Annotated in this window: 16 protein-coding genes and 1 tRNA gene; 2 read left to right on the top strand and 15 right to left on the bottom strand. The window is 63.6% G+C overall.

Annotated elements, in window-relative coordinates:
• Positions 1–2: 2 nt before the first annotated feature.
• The 11 genes from ACCQ00_RS09400 to thrS form a co-directional block, all read right to left on the bottom strand.
• Complete coding sequence (locus ACCQ00_RS09400; protein WP_099800085.1) at positions 3–1,442, bottom strand: GumC family protein; 1,440 nt, start codon at positions 1,440–1,442, stop codon at positions 3–5.
• Positions 1,424–2,122, bottom strand: a complete 699-nt coding sequence (locus tag ACCQ00_RS09395) for a polysaccharide biosynthesis/export family protein (RefSeq protein WP_005914015.1) — start codon at positions 2,120–2,122, stop codon at positions 1,424–1,426. Before ACCQ00_RS09395 ends, ACCQ00_RS09400 begins: the two co-directional genes overlap by 19 nt.
• Before the next feature lie 470 nt (positions 2,123–2,592).
• A tRNA-Pro gene (locus ACCQ00_RS09390) sits at positions 2,593–2,669 on the bottom strand.
• 61 nt (positions 2,670–2,730) lie between these two features.
• Positions 2,731–3,087, bottom strand: coding sequence for a MerR family transcriptional regulator (locus ACCQ00_RS09385; protein WP_005995911.1), 357 nt, complete (start codon positions 3,085–3,087; stop codon positions 2,731–2,733).
• Positions 3,068–3,367 (bottom strand): integration host factor subunit alpha, encoded by a 300-nt coding sequence (locus ACCQ00_RS09380; protein ID WP_002811076.1) that lies wholly within the window; start codon positions 3,365–3,367, stop codon positions 3,068–3,070. Before ACCQ00_RS09380 ends, ACCQ00_RS09385 begins: the two co-directional genes overlap by 20 nt.
• A 21-nt stretch (positions 3,368–3,388) precedes the next feature.
• Positions 3,389–5,767: a phenylalanine--tRNA ligase subunit beta gene (gene pheT, locus ACCQ00_RS09375; RefSeq protein WP_039568842.1), complete on the bottom strand. Its 2,379-nt coding sequence runs from the start codon at positions 5,765–5,767 to the stop codon at positions 3,389–3,391.
• Positions 5,768–5,887: 120 nt separating this feature from the next.
• Complete coding sequence (gene pheS / locus ACCQ00_RS09370) at positions 5,888–6,883, bottom strand: phenylalanine--tRNA ligase subunit alpha (protein ID WP_039568843.1); 996 nt, start codon at positions 6,881–6,883, stop codon at positions 5,888–5,890.
• A gap of 335 nt (positions 6,884–7,218) precedes the next feature.
• A complete protein-coding gene (gene rplT / locus ACCQ00_RS09365; protein WP_017157120.1) occupies positions 7,219–7,578 on the bottom strand; it encodes a 50S ribosomal protein L20 in 360 nt (119 codons plus the stop codon).
• A gap of 10 nt (positions 7,579–7,588) precedes the next feature.
• Positions 7,589–7,786, bottom strand: a complete 198-nt coding sequence (rpmI, locus tag ACCQ00_RS09360) for a 50S ribosomal protein L35 (RefSeq protein WP_002811096.1) — start codon at positions 7,784–7,786, stop codon at positions 7,589–7,591.
• Positions 7,787–8,034: 248 nt separating this feature from the next.
• Complete coding sequence (gene infC / locus ACCQ00_RS09355; protein WP_077708941.1) at positions 8,035–8,577, bottom strand: translation initiation factor IF-3; 543 nt, start codon at positions 8,575–8,577, stop codon at positions 8,035–8,037.
• A 48-nt stretch (positions 8,578–8,625) separates the two neighbouring features.
• Positions 8,626–10,530, bottom strand: coding sequence for a threonine--tRNA ligase (thrS, locus tag ACCQ00_RS09350; RefSeq protein ID WP_008574582.1), 1,905 nt, complete (start codon positions 10,528–10,530; stop codon positions 8,626–8,628).
• Between the two features lie 322 nt (positions 10,531–10,852).
• Between thrS and ACCQ00_RS09345 the strand changes: the two genes are divergently transcribed.
• The gene (locus ACCQ00_RS09345) at positions 10,853–11,974 is read left to right on the top strand and encodes a LacI family DNA-binding transcriptional regulator (RefSeq protein ID WP_039568847.1); all 1,122 of its coding nucleotides are present in this window, start codon (positions 10,853–10,855) and stop codon (positions 11,972–11,974) included.
• A 200-nt stretch (positions 11,975–12,174) separates the two neighbouring features.
• On the opposite strand, the gene ACCQ00_RS09340 is transcribed toward ACCQ00_RS09345, so the two are convergent.
• From ACCQ00_RS09340 to ACCQ00_RS09330, 3 genes are read right to left on the bottom strand one after another with little or no spacing between them, the layout of a single operon-like run.
• Positions 12,175–13,800 carry an alpha-amylase family glycosyl hydrolase gene (locus ACCQ00_RS09340; RefSeq protein WP_039568883.1) on the bottom strand — a complete coding sequence of 542 codons (1,626 nt, stop codon included), beginning with the start codon at positions 13,798–13,800 and terminating at the stop codon, positions 12,175–12,177.
• Between the two features lie 47 nt (positions 13,801–13,847).
• Complete coding sequence (locus tag ACCQ00_RS09335) at positions 13,848–15,326, bottom strand: MFS transporter (RefSeq protein ID WP_372354114.1); 1,479 nt, start codon at positions 15,324–15,326, stop codon at positions 13,848–13,850.
• Positions 15,323–17,509 carry a glucosidase family protein gene (locus tag ACCQ00_RS09330; RefSeq protein ID WP_039568853.1) on the bottom strand — a complete coding sequence of 729 codons (2,187 nt, stop codon included), beginning with the start codon at positions 17,507–17,509 and terminating at the stop codon, positions 15,323–15,325. The genes ACCQ00_RS09335 and ACCQ00_RS09330 overlap by 4 nt, the downstream gene beginning before the upstream one ends.
• A 243-nt stretch (positions 17,510–17,752) precedes the next feature.
• Between ACCQ00_RS09330 and ACCQ00_RS09325 the strand changes: the two genes are divergently transcribed.
• Positions 17,753–19,834, top strand: a complete 2,082-nt coding sequence (locus ACCQ00_RS09325; protein WP_039568855.1) for a glycoside hydrolase family 97 protein — start codon at positions 17,753–17,755, stop codon at positions 19,832–19,834.
• Here the strand turns inward: ACCQ00_RS09325 and ACCQ00_RS09320 are convergent, their stop codons facing one another.
• The gene (locus ACCQ00_RS09320; protein WP_039568858.1) at positions 19,835–20,131 is read right to left on the bottom strand and encodes a hypothetical protein; all 297 of its coding nucleotides are present in this window, start codon (positions 20,129–20,131) and stop codon (positions 19,835–19,837) included. It lies immediately after the preceding gene.
• Positions 20,132–20,140 lie beyond the last annotated feature (9 nt).

Here is a 20,140-nt window from a genome sequence, read left to right as displayed (position 1 = left end):
TGTCAGTTCGGCCGCGTTTCCGGCCCATTGACACGCAGGAAGTACCGCACCAGAGCCACAGCCAAACCTAGGAATACGCCAAAGATCAGGCCCAAAGCGAGGTTCAATTTCAGTTTCGGCGAAGTCTTCGACGTAGGCACATCTGCGGTATCGACGATGGTCACGTTGTTGGCGCCGACATTGCCTGCTACACCGATTTCCTTGTAGCGCTGAAGCAGCGCATCGTAGAGCTGACGATTGGTGTCGACGTCGCGCTTGAGCATGTTGTAACGAATGCTGCGACCCTGCAGATCCAGCTCGTTGTTCCGCAGACCGGCAATGCGCTCATTGAGCAACTGCTCCTGATGCACCGACGCATCGTAGGTCGCCTTCAGCGACTGGCGCACGTTCACGACCTCGCCGTTGATCTGCCGACGAGACTCTTCGATCTGCGCCTTCAGACGCTGCATCTCGGGGTAGTCAGGCTTGAAGGTCGACAGCTTCTGCTGGTACTCGGTGGTCAGACGCACCTGCTCGCTACGCAGGCTCTGGATCAACGGACTGCTGAGCACCTGCGGCAACGACATGCCATCGCCACTGGCTGCCTGGCGCCAGGCGGCCTCGGCCTTGATACGGGCATCCTGCGCAGAGGCCAGCAAGGCGTTGAGATCGGTCAGGTTCTGTGCCGGCAACGAAGGTTTGTCGTCGCCCACCGACACAATCTGCTCGTCGGTCGAGTACGCAACCAACGACTTCTCCGAATCTTCCACCTTGCTGCGCAGCTGCTCCAGTCGCTCGGCGAGGAACTTGGTCGCGAACGAAGACGCCTTCATGCGGCGTTCCTGCGTACTGATGATGAACATCTTCGCGTACGTATTGGCGATCTTGGCCGACAGCACCGGGTCCGGCGAGTCATAATTGACGTAGACCAACCGCGAATTGAGGATGGGCTCGACCACCAGGCCGGCCAGCAACGTATCGGTGAGACTGCGCTCGATGATCGCCTGACGCGAATCGACCGATTTGCCTGCCTCCGGATTTTTCGCCGCGGCCTTCTCCAATGCCTCGTCCACCTGGTCCTTGAACGCCGGCTCCTTGTCGAGCTTGGCTTCGCGGATCACTGCACGTGCCAGCGAACGGCTCTGCAGCAGCTGATACTGGGTCTGGTAGAAATCGCGGTCCTGCGGCGACTCCACCGGCATCAGGTTGTCGACGTTGACCACGTTCAGCGAATCGCGTTCGATCTGCAGCGTGCTGGTCGCGCGGTACTTCTCCGGCATCAGCAGCGTGATGGCCAGCGCCAGCAGCAGTGCGGCCAGTGCGATCGCGATAATCAACCAACGCTGCGACACCAGGGCGCGCCAGTAGTCGAGCAACCCCACATCGGCAAGTTCGAGATGCCCGTGACGCTGCGACGAAGAGAAACGATTGTCGGAATTGATGCTCATCGGTAAGCGCGCCACACCATCACAAGAGGAGTCAGTTCCAGCATGGTGCGCAACCACACGCGCGCATCCGAGCGGTACACCACCACGATGTCGCCGCCATAAATCTCAGGATCCGGGTTGGTCCCCTTCTCGATTTCGGTCAGGTCGAACCGCGCGAGCATCTTTTGCCCGTTGACCATGCGGAACACGATGACATTGCCGCGGCTGGCGACCGTACTTACGCCCTTGGCCTGCGCGATGGCCTGCTGCAAGGTCAGGTTGGCCCCGATCACCGGATAGATGCCCGGCTCGTCGACCGCTCCGGTCACGGTGACACGACGGCCGTTGGATTCCTGCACGAACACCGACACCTGCGGATTTTGCAGGTAGCCGTTGCGGTATCGGTCGGCCACCATCTTTTCCAGCTCGCCGACGCCCATGCCGGCCGCATTCACATCGCCAATCAGCGGCAACGAAATGTGGCCGTTCTGATCGATACGGACCTGCCGTTCCAGATCGTCGATCTGGAACACCTTGACCAGCAGCAGGTCGCCTGGCGAGAGCCGATACTCGGGCTGCACTGCGGACATTGCGAGCGGGTCAGGCAGGGGCAACGAGGTCGCCATATCCTTACCGGTGCTGCAAGCGCCCAGTGTTATCGAGCAGATCAACGCCAGGCTGAGCGCTTGGCAAAATCGTCCGATCAGTTTCTTCATGCGTGTGGCTGGCTGCCTCGGTTGGGTGGGACAGGAGCTCGCGCAGCATTCAACCGGCCAAACACGCCAGCACGAACGTACGACAGAGGGTTCATCCCGGGACATCGGGATCACGACAGGTAAGGCGTGTTGCACTGCACTATGGCACAGAAAAATCGCACCGCAAGAGACCGCACGCCATTTTTTTGACAGCGTTGGCCTATTGATTCAAGTTCGTCGATATCGCGTTAACGAACCGTGATCCACGTTTGAATCTGGAGAAAATGTTTCGGAGTGTTTTCGGACACTTAGCACCATTGCGTGATCCAAGTCCATAGCGAACCGGACCGCAAAAAGCGGGCGCTAGTGCGCCGTTCATGCTGCATCGCGATATGCCGATATGCGTATTCGCCCGGCTGGTAGCCGACACAAAAATGCAATGCTGCGGCGCAACAAAAAAGCCCATGACATGACGTCATGGGCTCGATGTTTGGTCGGGGTAGCCGGATTCGAACCGACGACCACTAGTCCCCCAGACTAGTGCGCTACCAGGCTGCGCTATACCCCGAAGATGCTGCGTTCCGCCGCGAGGGCGGCCTACCATTATAGCGGCTTTGTGAAGCGTTTTCCTAGCGGCGCAGCAGTTGCAGGACTTCTTCCAGCTCCATCCGCACCTGTTTGATGATCTGATTGCTCAGCGCCGACTCGCTCTTGGCACCGTCGCCCTCCAGGCGCAGGCGCGCACCGCCGATGGTATAGCCCTGCTCGTACAGCAGGCCGCGGATCTGACGCACCATCAGCACGTCATGGCGCTGATAGTAGCGCCGGTTCCCGCGCCGCTTGACCGGCTCCAGGCTGGGAAACTCGGTTTCCCAATAACGCAGCACATGCGGCTTGACGTCGCATAGCTCGCTCACCTCACCGATGGTGAAATAGCGCTTGGCCGGGATTGGCGGTAGCTCGCGATTACTGCCCGGATCCAGCATAAGCCTCCACCCGTTCCTTGAGTTTTTGACCGGGGCGGAACGTCACCACCGTCCGTGCCGAGATCGGAATTTCTTCGCCGGTCTTGGGATTGCGACCGGGCCGTTGGTTCTTTCGCCGCAGATCGAAGTTGCCGAAACCCGACAACTTCACCTGACGGCCCTGCTCCAGCGCATCGCGCAGCACATCGAAGAACGCGTCGACAAATTCCTTTGCCTCACGCTTGTTCAGACCGACCTCGTCGAACAGACGTTCGGCCATCTCCGCTTTCGTCAATGCCATGCCAATCCCCTGGTTACCGCCTCAACTCCGGATCCGGGCGCGATGCTCGCGCTCGATCACGGCCACCACATCGGTGACGACCGCATCCACGTCCCGGTCGGTGAGAGTGCGCGAGTTATCCTGCAAAATCAAGCCCATAGCCAGACTCTTGAAACCTGGCTCGACCCCCTGCCCGACATAGCGGTCGAACAATTGCACCTCACGCAACAATGGCCCGACCGTCGTGCGTACGCTGGCCGACACTGCCGCCCAGCTCACTTCGTCGGGCACCAGGAAGGCCAGATCGCGGCGCACCGAAGGGAAACGGGACAGCTCGCCGGCGCGCGGCAGGGTCCGCTGGGTCAAGGGCATCAGCTGCAACTCGAACGCGATCACGTCCACATCGATGTCCAGCGCCTTGGCCAGACGCGGATGCAGCTGCCCGATCCAGCCGATACAGACGCCGTCGCGATAGATATCGGCCGACCGCCCCGGGTGCCCGAACGGCTGCGTCGACGGCTGGAACTCCAGCTGCGCACCACTGGCCGCAGCCAATGCCATCAGGTCGCCCTTCAAGTCATGGAAATCCACCTTGCGCGCTGGCTCGCCCCACTGCAGCGCCAGCGCATCGCCGCACACCGCCGCGGCAACGTGCTGCGATTCGTCGGGTGCTGCACCGGCATCGGCCGCAGCCGCGAACACCTTTCCCAGCTCGAACAACCGCACCCGCCCAGCCTGACGCGCCGCATTGCGGCCCAACGTGGCGACCAGGCCCGGCAACAGGCGCGGACGCATGACCGCCAACTCCGCACTGAGCGGGTTGGCCAACGGCACCAGGCCTTCGGTGAGCTGCCAACGCTCCAGCAAGGCCGCATCGACGAAGGCGTAATTGATGGTTTCCTGCAGCTCGCGCGCCACCAGCTGGCGCCGCACGCTGAGCTCGTCCAGCCGGGTTTCGCTCGGCATCGCGATGCGGCTGGCGCCACCAGGCAGCGTGGTCGGCACCCGGTCGTAACCGTGGATACGCGCCAGCTCTTCAATGAGATCCTCTTCGATGGCGATATCGAAGCGACGGCTCGGGGCCATCACCTCCCAGCCTTCGGCAACCGCCTCGACGTGCATGCCGAGCGCACGCAGCATGCGCACGACGTCGGCATCGTCGATCTGGATACCGAGCACGCGTGCAATGCGCGCGCGGCGCAAGCGGATGCGCGCTGGCTGCGGCAGATGCTCCGGCAGCTGCGCATGCACCACCGGGCCAGGCATACCGCCGGCCAGTTCCAGCACCAGGCGCGTTGCCACTTCGACTGCCTGCGGCGGCAATGCCGGATCCACGCCACGCTCGAAACGGTGCCCGGCATCGGTATGCAGGCCGAGTTTGCGGCCACGGCCCATGATGGCCGCAGGGTCGAAGTACGCCGACTCCAGGAACACGTTACGGGTGGTTTCGGTGACGCGCGTGTCCAGCCCGCCCATCAAGCCGGCCAATGCAACCGGACGCCCGGCATCGGTGATGGTCAGAAAACTATCGTCCAACGTCACCTGGCGGCCGTCCAGCAGCGCCAGCTGCTCGCCGGCGCGGGAACGGCGCACGCCGATCGGCCCCTGCAAGGTGTCCAGGTCGAAGGCGTGCATCGGCTGGCCCAGTTCCAGCATCACGTACTGGGTGATGTCCACCAGCAACGACACCGGGCGCACACCGCTGCGGCGCAGGCGCTCGGCCAGCCACACCGGCGTCTTGGCGGCCGGGTCGATGCCTTCGATCACACGGCCGCAATAGCGCGGGGCATCTTTACCGGCGTCCAGTTCCACTGCCAGCGTACGCGTGGACACCGGCGCCACGGCAACAGCGTCGAACGCCACCACTTCGCTGGCGCACGCGGCGGCCACGTCGAAGGCGATGCCGCGTACGCTGAAACAATCGGCACGATTGGGCGTGAGCTTGATCTCGATGCTGGCATCGGGCAGCCCCAGATACTCCGCCAGCGCCTGCCCCACCGGCGCATCGTCCGGCAACTCGAACAGGCCCGAGGCATCGCTGTCCAGGCCGAGTTCCTTGGCCGAACACAACATGCCGTTGGACGCCACACCGCGCAGCTTGGCCGCAGTGATCGTCAACTCGCCGATCTTCGCACCGACCAGCGCCAACGGTGCCACCAGACCAGCACGCGCATTCGGCGCGCCACACACGATCTGCAGCAACTCGCCCTGCCCGGCATCGACGCTGCAGACCTGCAGGCGATCGGCTTCGGGATGACGCACCGCCTCGACGATACGCGCCACCACCACCTGACCAAGCGACTCGCCCAGCGGCGTGACCTCTTCGACTTCCAGACCGATCGCCGTCAGCGTCGCGGCCAGTTCGTCGCGCGTGGCCTGGATCGGAACGTGGCTGCGCAGCCAATTTTCAGAGAATTTCATGAGGTGCCGGGATTCGGGAATCGGGATTGGGGATTCGTATAAAGCAGCAGGCCGGAACGGTGCGGTGCGGAACAGGGGCGCTGTTGCCAATCCCCAATCCCGAATCACCACTCCCCGCCGTCAGGCGAACTGCCGAAGAAAACGCACATCGTTCTCGAAGAACGCGCGCAGGTCGTTGACGCCATAGCGCAGCATCGCGAAGCGTTCCACGCCCAGGCCGAAGGCGAAGCCGGTGTAGCGCTCAGGGTCGATACCGACGCTACGCAGCACGTTCGGATGCACCATGCCGCAGCCCAGCACTTCCAGCCAGCGCGTGCTGCCGTCCGGCTGCTGCCAGGCGATATCCACTTCCGCGCCCGGTTCCACAAACGGGAAATAGCTGGGACGGAAGCGCATTTCGAAATCGCGCTCGAAGAACGCGCGCACGAACTCGGACAAGGTGCCCTTGAGGTCGGCGAAGTTGGAATGCTCGTCCACCAACAGGCCTTCGACCTGATGGAACATCGGCGAATGGGTCTGATCCGAATCGGAGCGATACACCTTGCCGGCCGCGATCATGCGCAGCGGCGGCTTGTGTGCGTCCATGTAGCGCACCTGCACACCGGAGGTGTGGGTCCGCAGCAGGCGTCCGTCGCCGAAATAGAACGTGTCGTGCATCGCGCGCGCCGGATGGTGCGGCGGGAAATTCAGCGCTTCGAAGTTGTGCCAGTCGTCCTCGATTTCCGGGCCGTCCGACAGCTCGTAGCCGAGACGGGCGAAGATTTCGACGATGCGCTCAAGCGTGCGCGTCACCGGATGCAGGCCCCCGCGCTCGCTGCGGCGGCCCGGCAAGGTGATGTCGATGCGTTCGCCGGCAAGACGGGCATCCAGCGCGGCGGTTTCCAGCGTATGTTTGCGCTCGGCCAGCGCTGCAGTCAGCGCGTCGCGCGACAGATTGATCGCCTCGCCAGCCGCCTTGCGTTGCTCTGCCGGCAACGTCCCGAGCTGCTTGAGCTGGGCGGTAATACTGCCGCTCTTGCCCAGCAATGCGACACGCAAGGCTTCCAGTTGGGCCGGCGTCTGCGCCGCGGCAACATCGGCCAGCGCGCGTTCGGTCAGGGATTGAATCTCACTCATTGCACTTGCGCCTCAACTGCTAACCGAACGGTGTTTCCGGATGCACCGGAACGCATTGTCACTGCATTGACCTGTCATCGCCCACTTGGCACTTCGCTAAAACGCAAAAGGGGAAGGACTCGCGCCCTTCCCCCTGCATCTCTGCGTCTCATCTCACCGAAGGCATGCACACCAAGTGTGACTACATCCGATGACCCGCTTTTCTAAGCAGTCCGCACATGGATGTGCGGGCTCCTGCGAGGGACCCGCACACACAGCGTGCGGACTCTTGCGAGGGACTATCTCATTAAGAAGTCCGCACATGGATGTGCGGGCTCTTGCAGAGGGACCTGCATTTACGCCGCCAGCGCGCCCTTTGCTTTCTCGGCCAGCGCGGCAAAGCCGGCGGCGTCGTGCACGGCGATATCAGCCAGCACCTTGCGGTCCAGGGTGATGCCAGCCTTGAGCAGGCCATTCATGAAACGGCTGTAGCTCATGCCGTTGATGCGGGCAGCCGCGTTGATGCGGGTGATCCACAGCGAACGGAAATTACGCTTCTTCTGCTTACGGCCAATGTAGGCGTACTGCTGTGCCTTGATGACCGCCTGCTTGGCAACGCGGAAGACCTTGCGGCGAGCGTTGTAGTAGCCCTTCGCCAGGGTCAGAATTTTCTTGTGGCGGCGGCGCGCCTGCACACCACGCTTTACTCGTGCCATGGTTCAGTCCTCAGAGATAGGGAAGCATACGATCAAGACGGCCTGCGTCCTCGGCACGGACGTGATTCGTCTGCCGCAGGTTGCGCTTCCGCTTGGTCGCTTTCTTCGTGAGGATGTGGCTACGGTTTGCGTGGCCGCACTTGTACTTGCCGGAGGCGGTCTTGCGGAAACGCTTGGCCGCCGCCCGGTTGGTCTTGATCTTGGGCATTGCAATGTCCTTGATGGTGTTTTGTCACTGACACGGGCGGCAGTCTTGCGACCACGCTTTCCATCCTTGCCCTTGCCTGCTTGTAAGTCCTTGATCGAACACGATCCGGACAGGTCCTGGTGCCGTTTGCACGGCGTCCCGATAAAACCGGGCCGCGCAGTCTACCCGTTACCGGGAATTGTTGCAACTGATTGATCCTGCAACCACAACGGCCCCCGCTGGGGGCCGGGCAGCAGCGAAGAAGATCCTTAGACCTTCTTCTTAGGCGCGATCATCATGACCATCTGGCGCCCTTCCAGGCGCGGACGCGACTCGATGACGATATCGTCGCCCAGATCGGCCTCGATCCGCGCCGCCATCTCGCGACCGAGCTCCTGGTGGCTCATTTCGCGGCCACGGAAGCGGATGTTGACCTTGACCTTGTCGCCCTCTTCCAGGAAGCGGCGCATGTTGCGCAGCTTGATCTGATAGTCGCCCTCGTCGGTGACCGGGCGGAACTTCAGTTCCTTGATCTCGACCTGCTTGGTCTTCTTCTTGGCCTCGTTGGCCTTTTTCTGCTGCTCGAACTTGAACTTGCCGAAATCCATGATCTTGCAGACCGGCGGATCGGCCTGCGGCTGGATTTCGACCAGATCCAGGCCTTCTTCTTCGGCCTTGGCGAGCGCTTCGTCGCGCGACAACACGCCGACCATCTCTCCGTCGCTGCCGATCACGCGAACGCGCGGCACCCGGATTTCTTGGTTCTTGCGGTTCTGTTTGTTGTCAGGGGTACTGATATTGCAATCTCCCAGAGGAATCGAACCGGCGCATCCGGATCATCCAGACCGGCCGGGGTTGGCTCACGCTGCCTGCTCTGCCTGCAGACGTTCGATGAAGGCCGAGACCGTCATGGTCCCAAGATCTTCGCCTGAACGAGTCCGCACGGCGACAGCGCCATTTTCCTTCTCACGGTCGCCGACCACGAGCAGATATGGCACGCGTTGCAGCGTATGCTCGCGAATCTTATAACCGATCTTCTCGTTACGCAAATCGGCGCTGACACGGAAGCCTTGATTTGCAAGGGTTTTCCGCACCGAGTCGACATATTCAGCCTGAGCATCGGTGATGTTGGCGACAACGACCTGCACCGGGGCCAGCCAGGACGGGAATGCACCGGCGTGGTGCTCGATCAAAATGCCGATGAAACGCTCCATGGAACCAACGATGGCCCGGTGCAGCATGACCGGATGCTTCTTCTGGCTGTTCTCGTCCACGTACTCGGCGCCGAGGCGGCCCGGCATCATGAAATCGACCTGCATGGTGCCCAGCTGCCAGGTGCGGCCGATGGCGTCCTTGAGGTGGTACTCGATCTTGGGGCCGTAGAAGGCGCCTTCGCCCGGCAGCTCCTGCCATTCCACCCCGCACACGCCCAGCGCGCTGCGCAGCGCAGCTTCGGCCTTGTCCCAGGTGGCATCGTCGCCCAGGCGCTTCTCCGGGCGCAGCGCGATCTTGATCTGGATGTCGTCGAAGCCGAACGCGGTGTAGACCGCCAGCGCCTGCTGGTGGAAGGCGGTGACTTCGGATTCGATCTGCGACTCCAGGCAGAACACGTGCCCGTCGTCCTGGGTGAAGCCGCGCACGCGCAGGATGCCGTGCAGCGCGCCGGAGGGCTCGTTGCGGTGGCAGGCGCCGAACTCGCCGTAGCGGATCGGCAGGTCGCGGTAGCTGTGCAGGCCCTGGTTGAACACCTGCACGTGGCCCGGGCAGTTCATCGGCTTGACTGCGTAGGTGCGCTTCTCCGACTCGGTGAAGAACATCGCGTCCTGGTAGTTGTCCCAGTGGCCGGACTTCTGCCACAGCGACACATCCAGGATCTGCGGGCAGCGCACTTCGCCATAGCCGCTGTCGCGGTAGACCTTGCGCATGTATTGCTCGACCACCTGCCACAGCGACCAGCCCTTGGGGTGCCAGAACACCAGGCCGGGCGCCTCTTCCTGCAGGTGGAACAGGTCCTGCGCCTTGCCGATGCGGCGATGGTCGCGCTTGTCGGCTTCCTCCATGCGCAGGATGTAGGCGTCGAGCTGCTTCTTGTCGGCCCACGCGGTGCCGTAGATACGCTGCAGCTGCTCGTTCTTGGCGTCGCCGCGCCAGTAGGCGCCGGAGATGCGGGTCAGCTTGAACGCCTTGAGGAAGCGCGTGTTGGGTACATGCGGGCCGCGGCACATGTCCACGTATTCCTGGTGGTAGTACAGGCCCATCGCGGTGATGTCCTCGGACATGTCCTCGATCAGGCGCAGCTTGTACTCCTCGCCGCGCTGGGCGAATACCTCGATCACCTCGGCGCGCGGGGTAACCTTCTTGATCACGTCGTAATCCTGCGCGATCAGCTCCTGCATGCGCTGCTCGATCGCGGCCATGTCGTCGGGCGTGAACGGGCGCTCGCTGTAGATGTCGTAATAGAAGCCTTCGGCGATGACCGGGCCGATCACCATCTTGACCTCGGGATACAGCTGCTTGACCGCATGCCCGACCAGGTGGGCGCAGGAGTGGCGGATGATCTCCACGCCCTCGGCGTCCTTGGCAGTGATGATGCGCAGGCTGGCGTCATGGTCGATGACGTCGCTGGCGTCGACCAGCTGGCCGTCGACCTGGCCGGCGATGGTGGCCTTTGCCAGGCCGGCGCCGATCGACTGGGCGACCTGCATCACCGAGACGGGGGATTCGAATTCGCGGCGGCTGCCGTCGGGGAGCGTGATGTTGATCATGGGCAAGAATGAGGTCTGGTCTGGCTGCAGCGGTCGGCTGCCATGGGAGATCTGGCCATTGCTGGTCAGGCTCGAAGGAGAATGCGGGACGTGGGGCAAAACGGCGCCATGCAGGCGCTCTGCGCGCTGGCGCAGGCAAGGATCAGCGGTGGGCGGTGGTAGTGCTCATGTCGCACACTGGGCCGGCGCGGGGCGCGGGCCACCTTCTCGCAAGGGGTCTTGGGTGCGAATGGTAAACCAATCAGCCGTCCGCTGCGTACGGCGGCACGGCGCTGGCGGGCGCATGGCATGATGCCGGCCACCTGTCCTGCCGTTGCCAACCATGACCATCAAGGGTAAAGCCACCTCGCTGGATATCGCCTACCTGGCCGGCGTGTCGCAGCCGACCGTGTCGCGCGCACTGCGCGGCAGCCCGATGGTCAACGAGGAAACCCGCAAGCGCATCCTGCGCATCGCCCGCGAGCTGAACTACAAGGTCGACAAGAACGCCTCCTCGCTACGTCTGCGCAATGCCGGCACGCTGGCACTGCTGTTCTTCGAAGACCCCACCGCCGACGATTCGCTGATCAACCCGTTCTTCCACTCGATGCTTGGCTCGATCACCCGCGCCTGCGCGCTGCAGGGCTACGACTTGCTGGTATCGTTCCAGCAGCTGTCCAAGGATTGGCAGGCCGATTACGAAGACAGCAACAAGGCCGACGGCATCATCCTGCTGGGCTATGGCGACTACCAGGAGTCGCGCCAGCGGCTGCAACTGCTGGTCGAGCAAGGCACCCATTTCGTGCGCTGGGGCGCGACCCTGCCAGGCCAGCCCGGCATTTCGATCGGCAGCGACAATTACCAGGGCGGGCTGGACATCACCGACCATCTGCTGGCGCAGGGCTGCCGGCGTATCGCGTTTGTCGGACACGCGTCCAACCACTACCCCGAATTCGAAGAACGCTACCGCGGCCATGCCGCTGCGCTGGCGCAGCATGGCCTGGCGGCCGATCCGGCGCTGCAGTTCGATGCGATCACCACCGAATTGTCCGGCTACACCGCGTGCCTGGCACTGCTGGACAGCGGCAATGCGTTCGATGCGGTGTGCGCAGCCAGCGATCTGATTGCGATCGGTGCGATGCGCGCCCTGCGCGAGCGCGGCCTGCGGGTGCCGCAGGACGTGGCGGTCAGCGGCTTCGACGATATTGCGTTGGCGGCGTCGGTTGCGCCCGCGCTGTCGACCGTGCAGCAGGACACCAAGCAGGCCGGCACACTGCTGGTGGAAAGCCTGGTCGGCCTGATTCGTGGCGAGGCAGCGCAGAGCCGCACGATTCCGGTGCGTCTGGCGCTCCGCGATTCCTCGCGCAGCAGCGGGCTGCAGCCGCCACTGGGATGGGCGCCATCCGGCGCAGAGACAGGCGATGCGATGACGGGTCGAGCGGCGGATGGGGCGGTCAGGCGCTGATTCGGGATTCGGGATTCGGGAATCGGGAATCGGGAATCGGGAATCGGGAATCGGGAATCGCGACAGCATGCACGGTGTGCCGCGATCGGTCGCCACCTGCTGATGTCGTTATAGGAGCGGACCCGGCCGCGGCGGGGCGTTGCCGATCTCGGTGATGCCCCATGCGTAGCGCCCCGCGCAAAAAGCGCCCGGGAGCGCTGCTACTGGTTGCGGGCGTCGCGGGCGGCTTGTTCGGCCATCTGCGTGTCGAGTTGCTTGCGCAATGCGGGATCGGTGACCGGCGCGTCCGAGAGCAGCACGCGCACGCCATGCGCCGGCACCGCTGTTGCGAAATCACCCCGCACCTGCAACTGCTCGCCACTGACTGCATCGCGCCACGCGCCAGGCTGCAGGAAGCGCCTCACTTGAATGGTGGCTGCGGTATCGGCCTTGTTGAGCAGCACCAATGCGGTCTGGGTTGTACCAGCATGCTGGTAGACACGCAGGAACGCGGCTTGATCGCCGTGTAACTGCACATCGATCTGCACGCCACGCTGCAATGCCGGAGTGTTGCGACGCACCTGGGCGATGCGTTGCAACGGGCCGAAGATCGGGCTCTGCGGTGCAGTGCGAATGCGCTCGGCGCCGAAGTAATTGCGGTTGCCGGCATGTTCGGCGCGCCCGCGCATGAAGCCGATTTCCGAGCCGTAATAGATCACCGGAATGCCACGGGCGGTGAACAACCAGTTGTGCGCGTCGATGAATCCGTTATCGCTGGCATCCAGGCGCGCCATGTCGTGGTTATCGTAGAAGCTCATCAACTCATAGGGGTTCGCGTATGGCCCCTGACGCAGGAACAAGGGCGCAGCAAGCTTCTCGAAGCCGGCCTGTTCATGACCGAACACCGCGGCAAGCTGCTGTTTCAGCGGGAAATCCAGCACGCTGACGCCGGCGTTGCGCGTCCAGGTATGCCCGGCGATCTTGTTGGCGTCGTAATCGAAGGCTTCGCCGAACATGAAAAAGCCAGGGCGTTTTGCACGAATGCGCGCCACGAAGGCATGCCAGAAGCGATCCGGCATCCAGCCGATGGTGTCGATGCGAAACGCATCGGCACCCTGATCCATCCACTGCAGATATGCGCCGGCCAGATAATCCAGCACTGCCGGATTGTTTTCGTTGAGGTCGGACAATTCCGCCAGGCCGCCGCCGGTGTTGTAGAAGGCATGCAACGGATTGTGCTGCGGATCCAGTTGCGCAGGCGCAAGATTCTGGTGGTCGGCGACCAGGCGTCCCTGTGCATCGTAGAGCTTGCCAAAGCCGGGTTGCGCCTGCGGCATGGTGTAGGCCGGCGAACCATGATTGCCCACGATGTCCAACACGACCCTCAGCTTGCTGGCATGCATGGCGCGAGTGAAGCCTGCGAAATCCAGGCCCGGACTGGGCAGATGTTCGTCGAGCTTGTGGAAGTTGACGCCCCAATAGCCGTGGTAGCCAGTCTTGCCATGGTCGCTGAGCGTACTGCCGCAAGTGATCGGCTTGCCGCCGGTAAACGCTTCGTCGGGATTGTCGACGATCGGGGTGATCCAGACCGCCCCGAAGCCCAGGTCGCGGATGTAATCGGCATGTTCGACGATGCCTTTGAAATCGCCACCGAGATAGCCGATGTTGTCCTCGCTGCCGTCGGCGCATGGTGTGGGCACATCGAAGGTGCGATGCGCCCCGCCCTGGTCGCGATGGTCGTTGCCGGTATCGCCGTTGACGAAGCGGTCGGTCACCACGAAGTACACCGCCTCGGCGGCGAACGGCTCCAGGGTGCCGTAGTAGTCCTTGGTTGCAGGCGCCGCCATCGACGCGCCTGCGTACATCGTCAACGCTACATACATCGCACTGCGCATCACTGCCCTCCCGAGGCCACTGGAACCCGCATCACGCACACGCCTGCAATCAACAGGCTGAGCCCGCCGATGGCCAATGCATAGATCGGCTGTCCGCCCAGCCACACGCGCAGCACAAAGCCCAGCGCGCTGGCAGCGACCAGCTGCGGAATCACGATGAAGAAATTGAAGATGCCCATGTACACACCCATCTTTGGCGCGGGCACGCTGTCTGACAGCAAGGCATACGGCAGCGACAGGATCGAGGCCCAGGCGAAACCGACGCCCACCATCGACAGCAGCAACCACTGCGGATCGCGGATGATCAGCATCGACAACAAGCCGGCGGCACCCAGCCACAGATTGCACAGATGGCTCCAGCGCAAGCCGATCGCACGCACCAGTAGCGGAATCACCACTGCAGCCAATGCCGCAAATCCGTTATAGGCGCCGAACAACACGCCGACCCAGTTTGCGCCGTCGTTGTAGGCGGCCGAAGCGGTATCGTTGGCACCGAAATGCACTTGCGTCACTGCGGCAGTGGTGTAGATCCACATCGCAAACAAGGCAAACCACGAGAAGAACTGCACCCAGGCCAGGCGATGCATCGTCGCCGGCATGCTGCGCACGTCCTGCACGATCGCCACCAACATGCTGGTGGCGGGCAGCATGCGCGCCAACGCAAGCAACACGCCGTAGGCGAAACACAACCCGGCCAGCACATACAGCATGCGGTCGCCATGCTGCCAGGCGATGGCCGCGGCAAGCAGCACGCCCAGACCGCACCACAGCATGCCTGCCAGGAGCGTCGGCGCCATGCCGGTGCTTGCCACCTGCGCGAGAGGCGGATGTGCATCGTCAAAACCGGCAAGCTGCGCTGGGCTGTACTCGCGCGTACGCAGCACCGTCCAGGTGATCGACAGGAACAGTACCGCTGCGCCGAGGTAGAACGCATAGCGCACACTGTCGGGCAATTGGCCTGGCGGCGCAGTGTTGGCAATGCCCCAATGGGTCAGCAGCCAGGGCAGAAAACTCGCGACGATCGCGCCGATGCCGATGAAGAAGCTTTGCATGGCGTAGCCGGTCGGCCGCTGCGACGGCGGCAACTGATCGCCCACCAGCGCACGGAAAGGCTCCATCGAGATGTTGATCGATGCATCCAGCACCCACAGCGTGCCGGCGGCCACCCAGAGCATGGGCGCGTTGGGCATCACCAGCAACGCCATGGTGGTGAAGACAGCGCCCACCATGAAGTACGGACGCCGGCGGCCCCACGGGGTCCAGGTGCGATCGGACAGGTAACCGATGACCGGTTGCACGATCAGCCCGGTGAGCGGTGCGGCGATCCACAGGCCAGGCACGTCGTCGACCTGCGCGCCCAGGGTCTGGAAGATGCGGCTGGCATTGGCGTTCTGCAGTGCGAAGCCGAACTGGATGCCGAGAAAGCCGAAGCACATGTTCCAGATCTGCCAGAAATTCAAGCGTGGCTTGGCGGTCATGGCGCGACCTCCACGCGTGCTGCAGGCCCGACCAACAACGCACTGACCTGCGCAGCATTGACCACACCATCGCGGCCCCCGCGGCCGCCGTTGTACGGCGCAAAATGCGCCAACGCGCTCATGTTGAAGCCGTTCTCGAGCCGGAAGGTACAGGCCTGCCCCGCCACCGCATCGAAACTGACTTGTGTGGAAAGCTGCTCGCCCACGCTATGCGGCATCACGATGACCTGCGATTGCGCGGGTTTCCCTGGGCATTCCAGCACCAGGTGTTTCACCGCGGCCGTGATACCGGTATTGATTGGGCCATTGGCATTGCGGTAACGCAGCGCTACCCGATGCACGCCTGCACGTGCCGGACGCCAGCTCCAGTGCTGGCTGCCCGGCAACTGCTGCAGTGGGCCCAGCGTCAACGACGGGCTATGCAGCGACTCCAGACCATCGTGCCGCCGGGTCAGGCTGAGCACGTGCAGCAGGCCATCGTCGGAAAGATCCCAGTGCGCGCTGGCATCGAGTGCGTGGCCGTCCAGATACAGCGTTGTTCCTTCCGGAATGCCGATGCGATATGTGTTGCCGATCCGTTGCGCGACCGGCGCCTGGGGCGTCTGCGGTGCAAACACCTGTGTCGGTCGCGGCGGCGGCGTGAGGTCGGCAGTGCGCCCGACCAACTGCACCAGCGTGGTCTGACCCTGCCGTTCGATACGCCCTGCTACCAGCAACTCGCCGGTGTCGTTCGCCGGGCGCTGCAGCACATACCGTTGCGCGCCGTGTTCCAGCACGATCTGTTTGGCGTCGCCAAACAACTGGGGGAGCAAGGACCGCGGCAACTTCGGCTGCAGGCTGCCATCGGCCGACAGCCCGAACACCCCTTCCCGCACTGCAGCCAGATAGCCGGCAACCGACCACAGCTGGCGTGGCGAGTTGACCACCGGCCCACTGCGTGCACCCTCTTCCACGTGCACAGCAAGACTCTGCATCTCGTAGTTTTCCATGTTGGAACCTGCCAGCGCGCTACCGCGCATCAGCGATTGCAGCTCCAACGCGATGCGTGGCGCATCGTCCAGCGTGCGTGCGGCGCGTAGCGCATAGGCGCTGACGAACGGCCAGACAGCGCGGTTGTGATAGATCGGCTGCGCGGCCTCCTGCGGCCACACCACCGGGCTGCCACCTGCGACCATCGGGTAATTGCGCAACGCAACGCGTGCCCGCTGCGGCGGAAACACATCGGCCAGCACGCCCAGCGAGAGACCGAGCAGATCCACCTTGGCGTAGCGCACCGGATGCGCGGCGCTGCCGAGATAGCTGACGTATTGGCTGCTGGTCGCATCCCAAAAGCGACTATCGATGGCCTGGCGCAGTGCATCGGCCCACTGCGCGTATTGCGCAGCGCGTGCATCGCCATGCTGGCGCGCCAACTGTTCGGCCAGCCGCAACGCCTGGTAATGCAGCACGTTGGTGGAGAGCGCAAAGGATTCGGCAATGAACCGCACATCCTCGCGCGTCCAGTCCGGGTAAGTCTGTTCGCGCCAATCCAGAAACGAGGTTTCGCCGCGGTAGAGACCGATCTGCGCGTCGAAGACGGCATCGCCGTCCTGCGCGATCGTCGCCTGCAGCGCCTGCCACACCTGTTCGGCGAATGGCTTGTCGTCCAACAGGCCGCGCGCGGCAAGGAACCACACCACACGGTCGCTGCTGATCGGCCAGCTGCCGCCGGAGCCGGTGTCCTGCGCCACGAACAGTCCCGGCGTGCGCCCATCGCGTGCGGCAGAGAGCTTGAAGCGCAGTGCATTGCGCGTGCGCTCCGGCTCCAGCTGCGCCAACGCAAGATCGGCCGCAAAGCTGACATCGCGCGTCCACACGTACGGCCAGCGCTCGCCGGTTTCGAAGCAGGCGCACGGCACCGGCTTGCCGTCGTTGAAGGCGGGGTCGCGGATCGCCTCGACGCGGTCGTCGGCCATCTCCTGCTGTGCCAGCGCGAACAACGCGTCGAACAGCGGGCTGGCGGTGTGCGTGCGCATCGGTTGTGCCGCAATGCGGCGTTCGCCTTGCGGCCAGCGCAACACGAAGCTGCCATCCTCCAACGCCTGCGCTTGGGCCCGGCGCCCGTGGAATTCCAGTTCGTCGGCCAGTGCCGACGAGCTTGCCGCAACGCCCAGCGTTGCAGCCATGCAGATCATCTTCAACATCGAAGCGGCAAGACAGCTTGCGCCGTCGGCCTTCCTCCCTCGTTGCACGCGTTATGGTGCGCAGCACGGACGTGCCACGGGCGCGGACCCTCCCAGGTGCCGTGGCGCCATGGTAGACGCGCACTCCACCGTTCCGCACCACTGCATACGTATTCATGGGCTTCCAGCAGCGCGCACCACGGCGCATCCACTGCCAGGCACTGCATAGTCACTGCTTGCGCAACGGTCACCTTGGGAGGGGATATGCCGCTGTCTTCACGTCGAGCGCACTCGACACTGGGCGCCGCATGGATCGCCCAGCTGCTGGTCCTCACGCTGTTCGGCGGGACTGCGCCGCAACTGCATGCCGAAGCCACCACCGTCAGCGTGGAGTCGCCGAACAAGGTGCTGCAGGTCAGCCTGGACGTGGATGGCGGCACGCCTTATTACCGCGTGCAGCGCCTGGGCGAGGCGGTGGTGCAACGCTCGCGACTGGGGTTTGAGCTACGCGACGGCCGGCTGGACCGCGGCATGGTGGTGCTTGCGCAAACACGTCAAAGCCACGATGACACCTGGGAGCAGCCCTGGGGCGAAACGCGGCTGGTGCGCAATCACTACAACGAATTGCGCGTGAGCCTGGGCGAGCGCGACGGTGCGCAGCGTACCTTCGAGGTGATCTTCCGCGTCTACGACGACGGGCTGGGCCTGCGCTATCACTTCCCCAAGCAAGCAGGCATGCGCGAGGCAGTCATCGACGAGGAAGTGACCGAATTCGCCATCGCGCAACCTGCCGATGCGTGGTGGATTCCCGCAGGCGAGCCGATCCACTACGAATATCTGTATCGGCACACGCCGTTGAACCAGGTTGCACTGGCGCATACGCCACTCACGCTGCGCACCGACAGCGGGCTGCACATCGCGCTGCATGAAGCGGCGTTGGTCGACTACGCCGGCATGTGGCTGCGCCGCACCGACAACCAGCGCCTGCGCGCGCAGCTGTCGCCGGCGGCCGAAGGCTGGAAGGTACGCCGCAGCCTGCCCTTCGATACGCCATGGCGTACGCTGCAGATCGCCGATCAAGCCACCGGCCTGGTGGAATCCAACCTCATCCTCAACCTCAACGAGCCCAATGTGCTGGGCGAGGTGAGCTGGATCAAGCCATCCAAGTATGTGGGCGTGTGGTGGTCGATGCATCTCAATCAACAGACCTGGGCCACCGGCCCCAGACACGGCGCAACCACCGCGACGACAAAACGCTACATCGACTTCGCCGCCGACCACGGCTTTCGCGGCGTGCTGGTCGAAGGCTGGAATCCCGGCTGGGACGGGGAATGGTTCGGCAATGGCGGCAGCTTCGATTTCACCCGGTCCACGCCGGATTTCGACCTACCAGCACTCAGCAGGTACGCTGCCGGCAAGGGCGTACACCTGATCGGCCATCATGAAACCGGGTGCGCAGTGGACCATTACGAAGATCAAATCGCCGAAGCGATGGACTTGTATGCGCGCTTCGGCGTGGACTCGGTCAAGACCGGCTATGTCTGCGACGACGGCCAGGTGGAGCGGCGCAATCCCGCGGGTGGCACGCCGATGCGCGAATGGCACGATGGGCAATGGATGGCGCGTCACCACCTGCACGTGGTGCAGGAAGCAGCGCAGCGCCACATCGCTGTCAATGCGCACGAGCCGATCAAGGACACCGGGCTGCGCCGTACCTATCCCAACTGGATCTCGCGCGAAGGCGCGCGTGGCATGGAATACAACGCCTGGGGCCAGCCGCCCAATCCGCCCGAGCACGAAGTCAACCTGGTGTTTACCCGGCTGCTCGCAGGGCCGATGGATTACACGCCTGGCATCGTCAGCCTGAAGGGCCGCAACGGCCAGGCGATTCCCAGCACGTTGGCGCGCCAGTTGGCGCTGTATGTGACGCTCTACAGCCCGATCCAGATGGCCGCCGATCTACCCGAGCACTATCTGCAACACCGCGACGCGTTTCGCTTCATCGAAGACGTGGCAGTGGACTGGGACCAGACCCGTGCGCTGAATGGCGAGGTAGGCGATTACGTCACCATCGCACGCAAGGACCGGCATAGCCGCGACTGGTTCCTGGGCAGCATCACCGACGAACACGGCCGCCTGCTGCAGGTGCCGCTGGGCTTTCTCGAACCCGGCGTGCGCTACACCGCGCAGATCTATCGCGATGGCGACGGCGCGGATTATGCCAGCAACCCGTTCGCCTTCGTGCGCGAAGAACGTCAGGTCAGCAGTGCCGATACGTTGGAGCTACGTCTGGCACCGGGCGGCGGCCAGGCCATTCGCTTTGTTCCGATGGGTGGCAAACGCTGACTACGCCATCGCGTGGGCGCCGGCGCGCACAGCCGGCGCGATCGATTGCACGGGGCAGCGCTCATACCGCCGCTGCGCATCGCGCACCATGTCGTTACCGAGCGCAATCACCGTGCTGTCGCCGGCATGGCCCTGGATGGAATCGATTTCATCGCGCAACACCGCAGTGAATACGTATGCAGTGCACGTTTGCACCCAGGTGCCGTGTCTACCATACGTCGCAGTCGCGTAACGTCCATCGTGGCGCGCGACGCATGACATCCAGGCATCTGCCGGATCAAAAATCAGAAACAACATGTACCTGGG

The sequence above is a fragment of the Xanthomonas sp. NCPPB 3761 genome, assembly GCF_041475705.2.
Classification (GTDB): Bacteria; Pseudomonadota; Gammaproteobacteria; order Xanthomonadales; family Xanthomonadaceae; genus Xanthomonas; species Xanthomonas phaseoli.
Note: the sequence above shows the minus strand (reverse complement) of the source record. Positions and strands in the feature narration are given on the sequence as shown.

Coding starts and splice junctions, on each gene's coding strand:
- ACCQ00_RS09395 (WP_005914015.1), bottom strand. CDS start 2,122: ATGAAGAAACTGATCGGACGATTTTGCCAAGCGCTCAGCCTGGCGTTG.
- ACCQ00_RS09385 (WP_005995911.1), bottom strand. CDS start 3,087: ATGCTGGATCCGGGCAGTAATCGCGAGCTACCGCCAATCCCGGCCAAG.
- ACCQ00_RS09380 (WP_002811076.1), bottom strand. CDS start 3,367: ATGGCATTGACGAAAGCGGAGATGGCCGAACGTCTGTTCGACGAGGTC.
- pheT (WP_039568842.1), bottom strand. CDS start 5,767: ATGAAATTCTCTGAAAATTGGCTGCGCAGCCACGTTCCGATCCAGGCC.
- pheS (WP_039568843.1), bottom strand. CDS start 6,883: ATGAGTGAGATTCAATCCCTGACCGAACGCGCGCTGGCCGATGTTGCC.
- rplT (WP_017157120.1), bottom strand. CDS start 7,578: ATGGCACGAGTAAAGCGTGGTGTGCAGGCGCGCCGCCGCCACAAGAAA.
- rpmI (WP_002811096.1), bottom strand. CDS start 7,786: ATGCCCAAGATCAAGACCAACCGGGCGGCGGCCAAGCGTTTCCGCAAG.
- thrS (WP_008574582.1), bottom strand. CDS start 10,530: ATGATCAACATCACGCTCCCCGACGGCAGCCGCCGCGAATTCGAATCC.
- ACCQ00_RS09345 (WP_039568847.1), top strand. CDS start 10,853: ATGACCATCAAGGGTAAAGCCACCTCGCTGGATATCGCCTACCTGGCC.
- ACCQ00_RS09340 (WP_039568883.1), bottom strand. CDS start 13,800: ATGGCGGCGCCTGCAACCAAGGACTACTACGGCACCCTGGAGCCGTTC.
- ACCQ00_RS09335 (WP_372354114.1), bottom strand. CDS start 15,326: ATGACCGCCAAGCCACGCTTGAATTTCTGGCAGATCTGGAACATGTGC.
- ACCQ00_RS09330 (WP_039568853.1), bottom strand. CDS start 17,509: ATGTTGAAGATGATCTGCATGGCTGCAACGCTGGGCGTTGCGGCAAGC.
- ACCQ00_RS09325 (WP_039568855.1), top strand. CDS start 17,753: ATGCCGCTGTCTTCACGTCGAGCGCACTCGACACTGGGCGCCGCATGG.
- ACCQ00_RS09320 (WP_039568858.1), bottom strand. CDS start 20,131: ATGTTGTTTCTGATTTTTGATCCGGCAGATGCCTGGATGTCATGCGTC.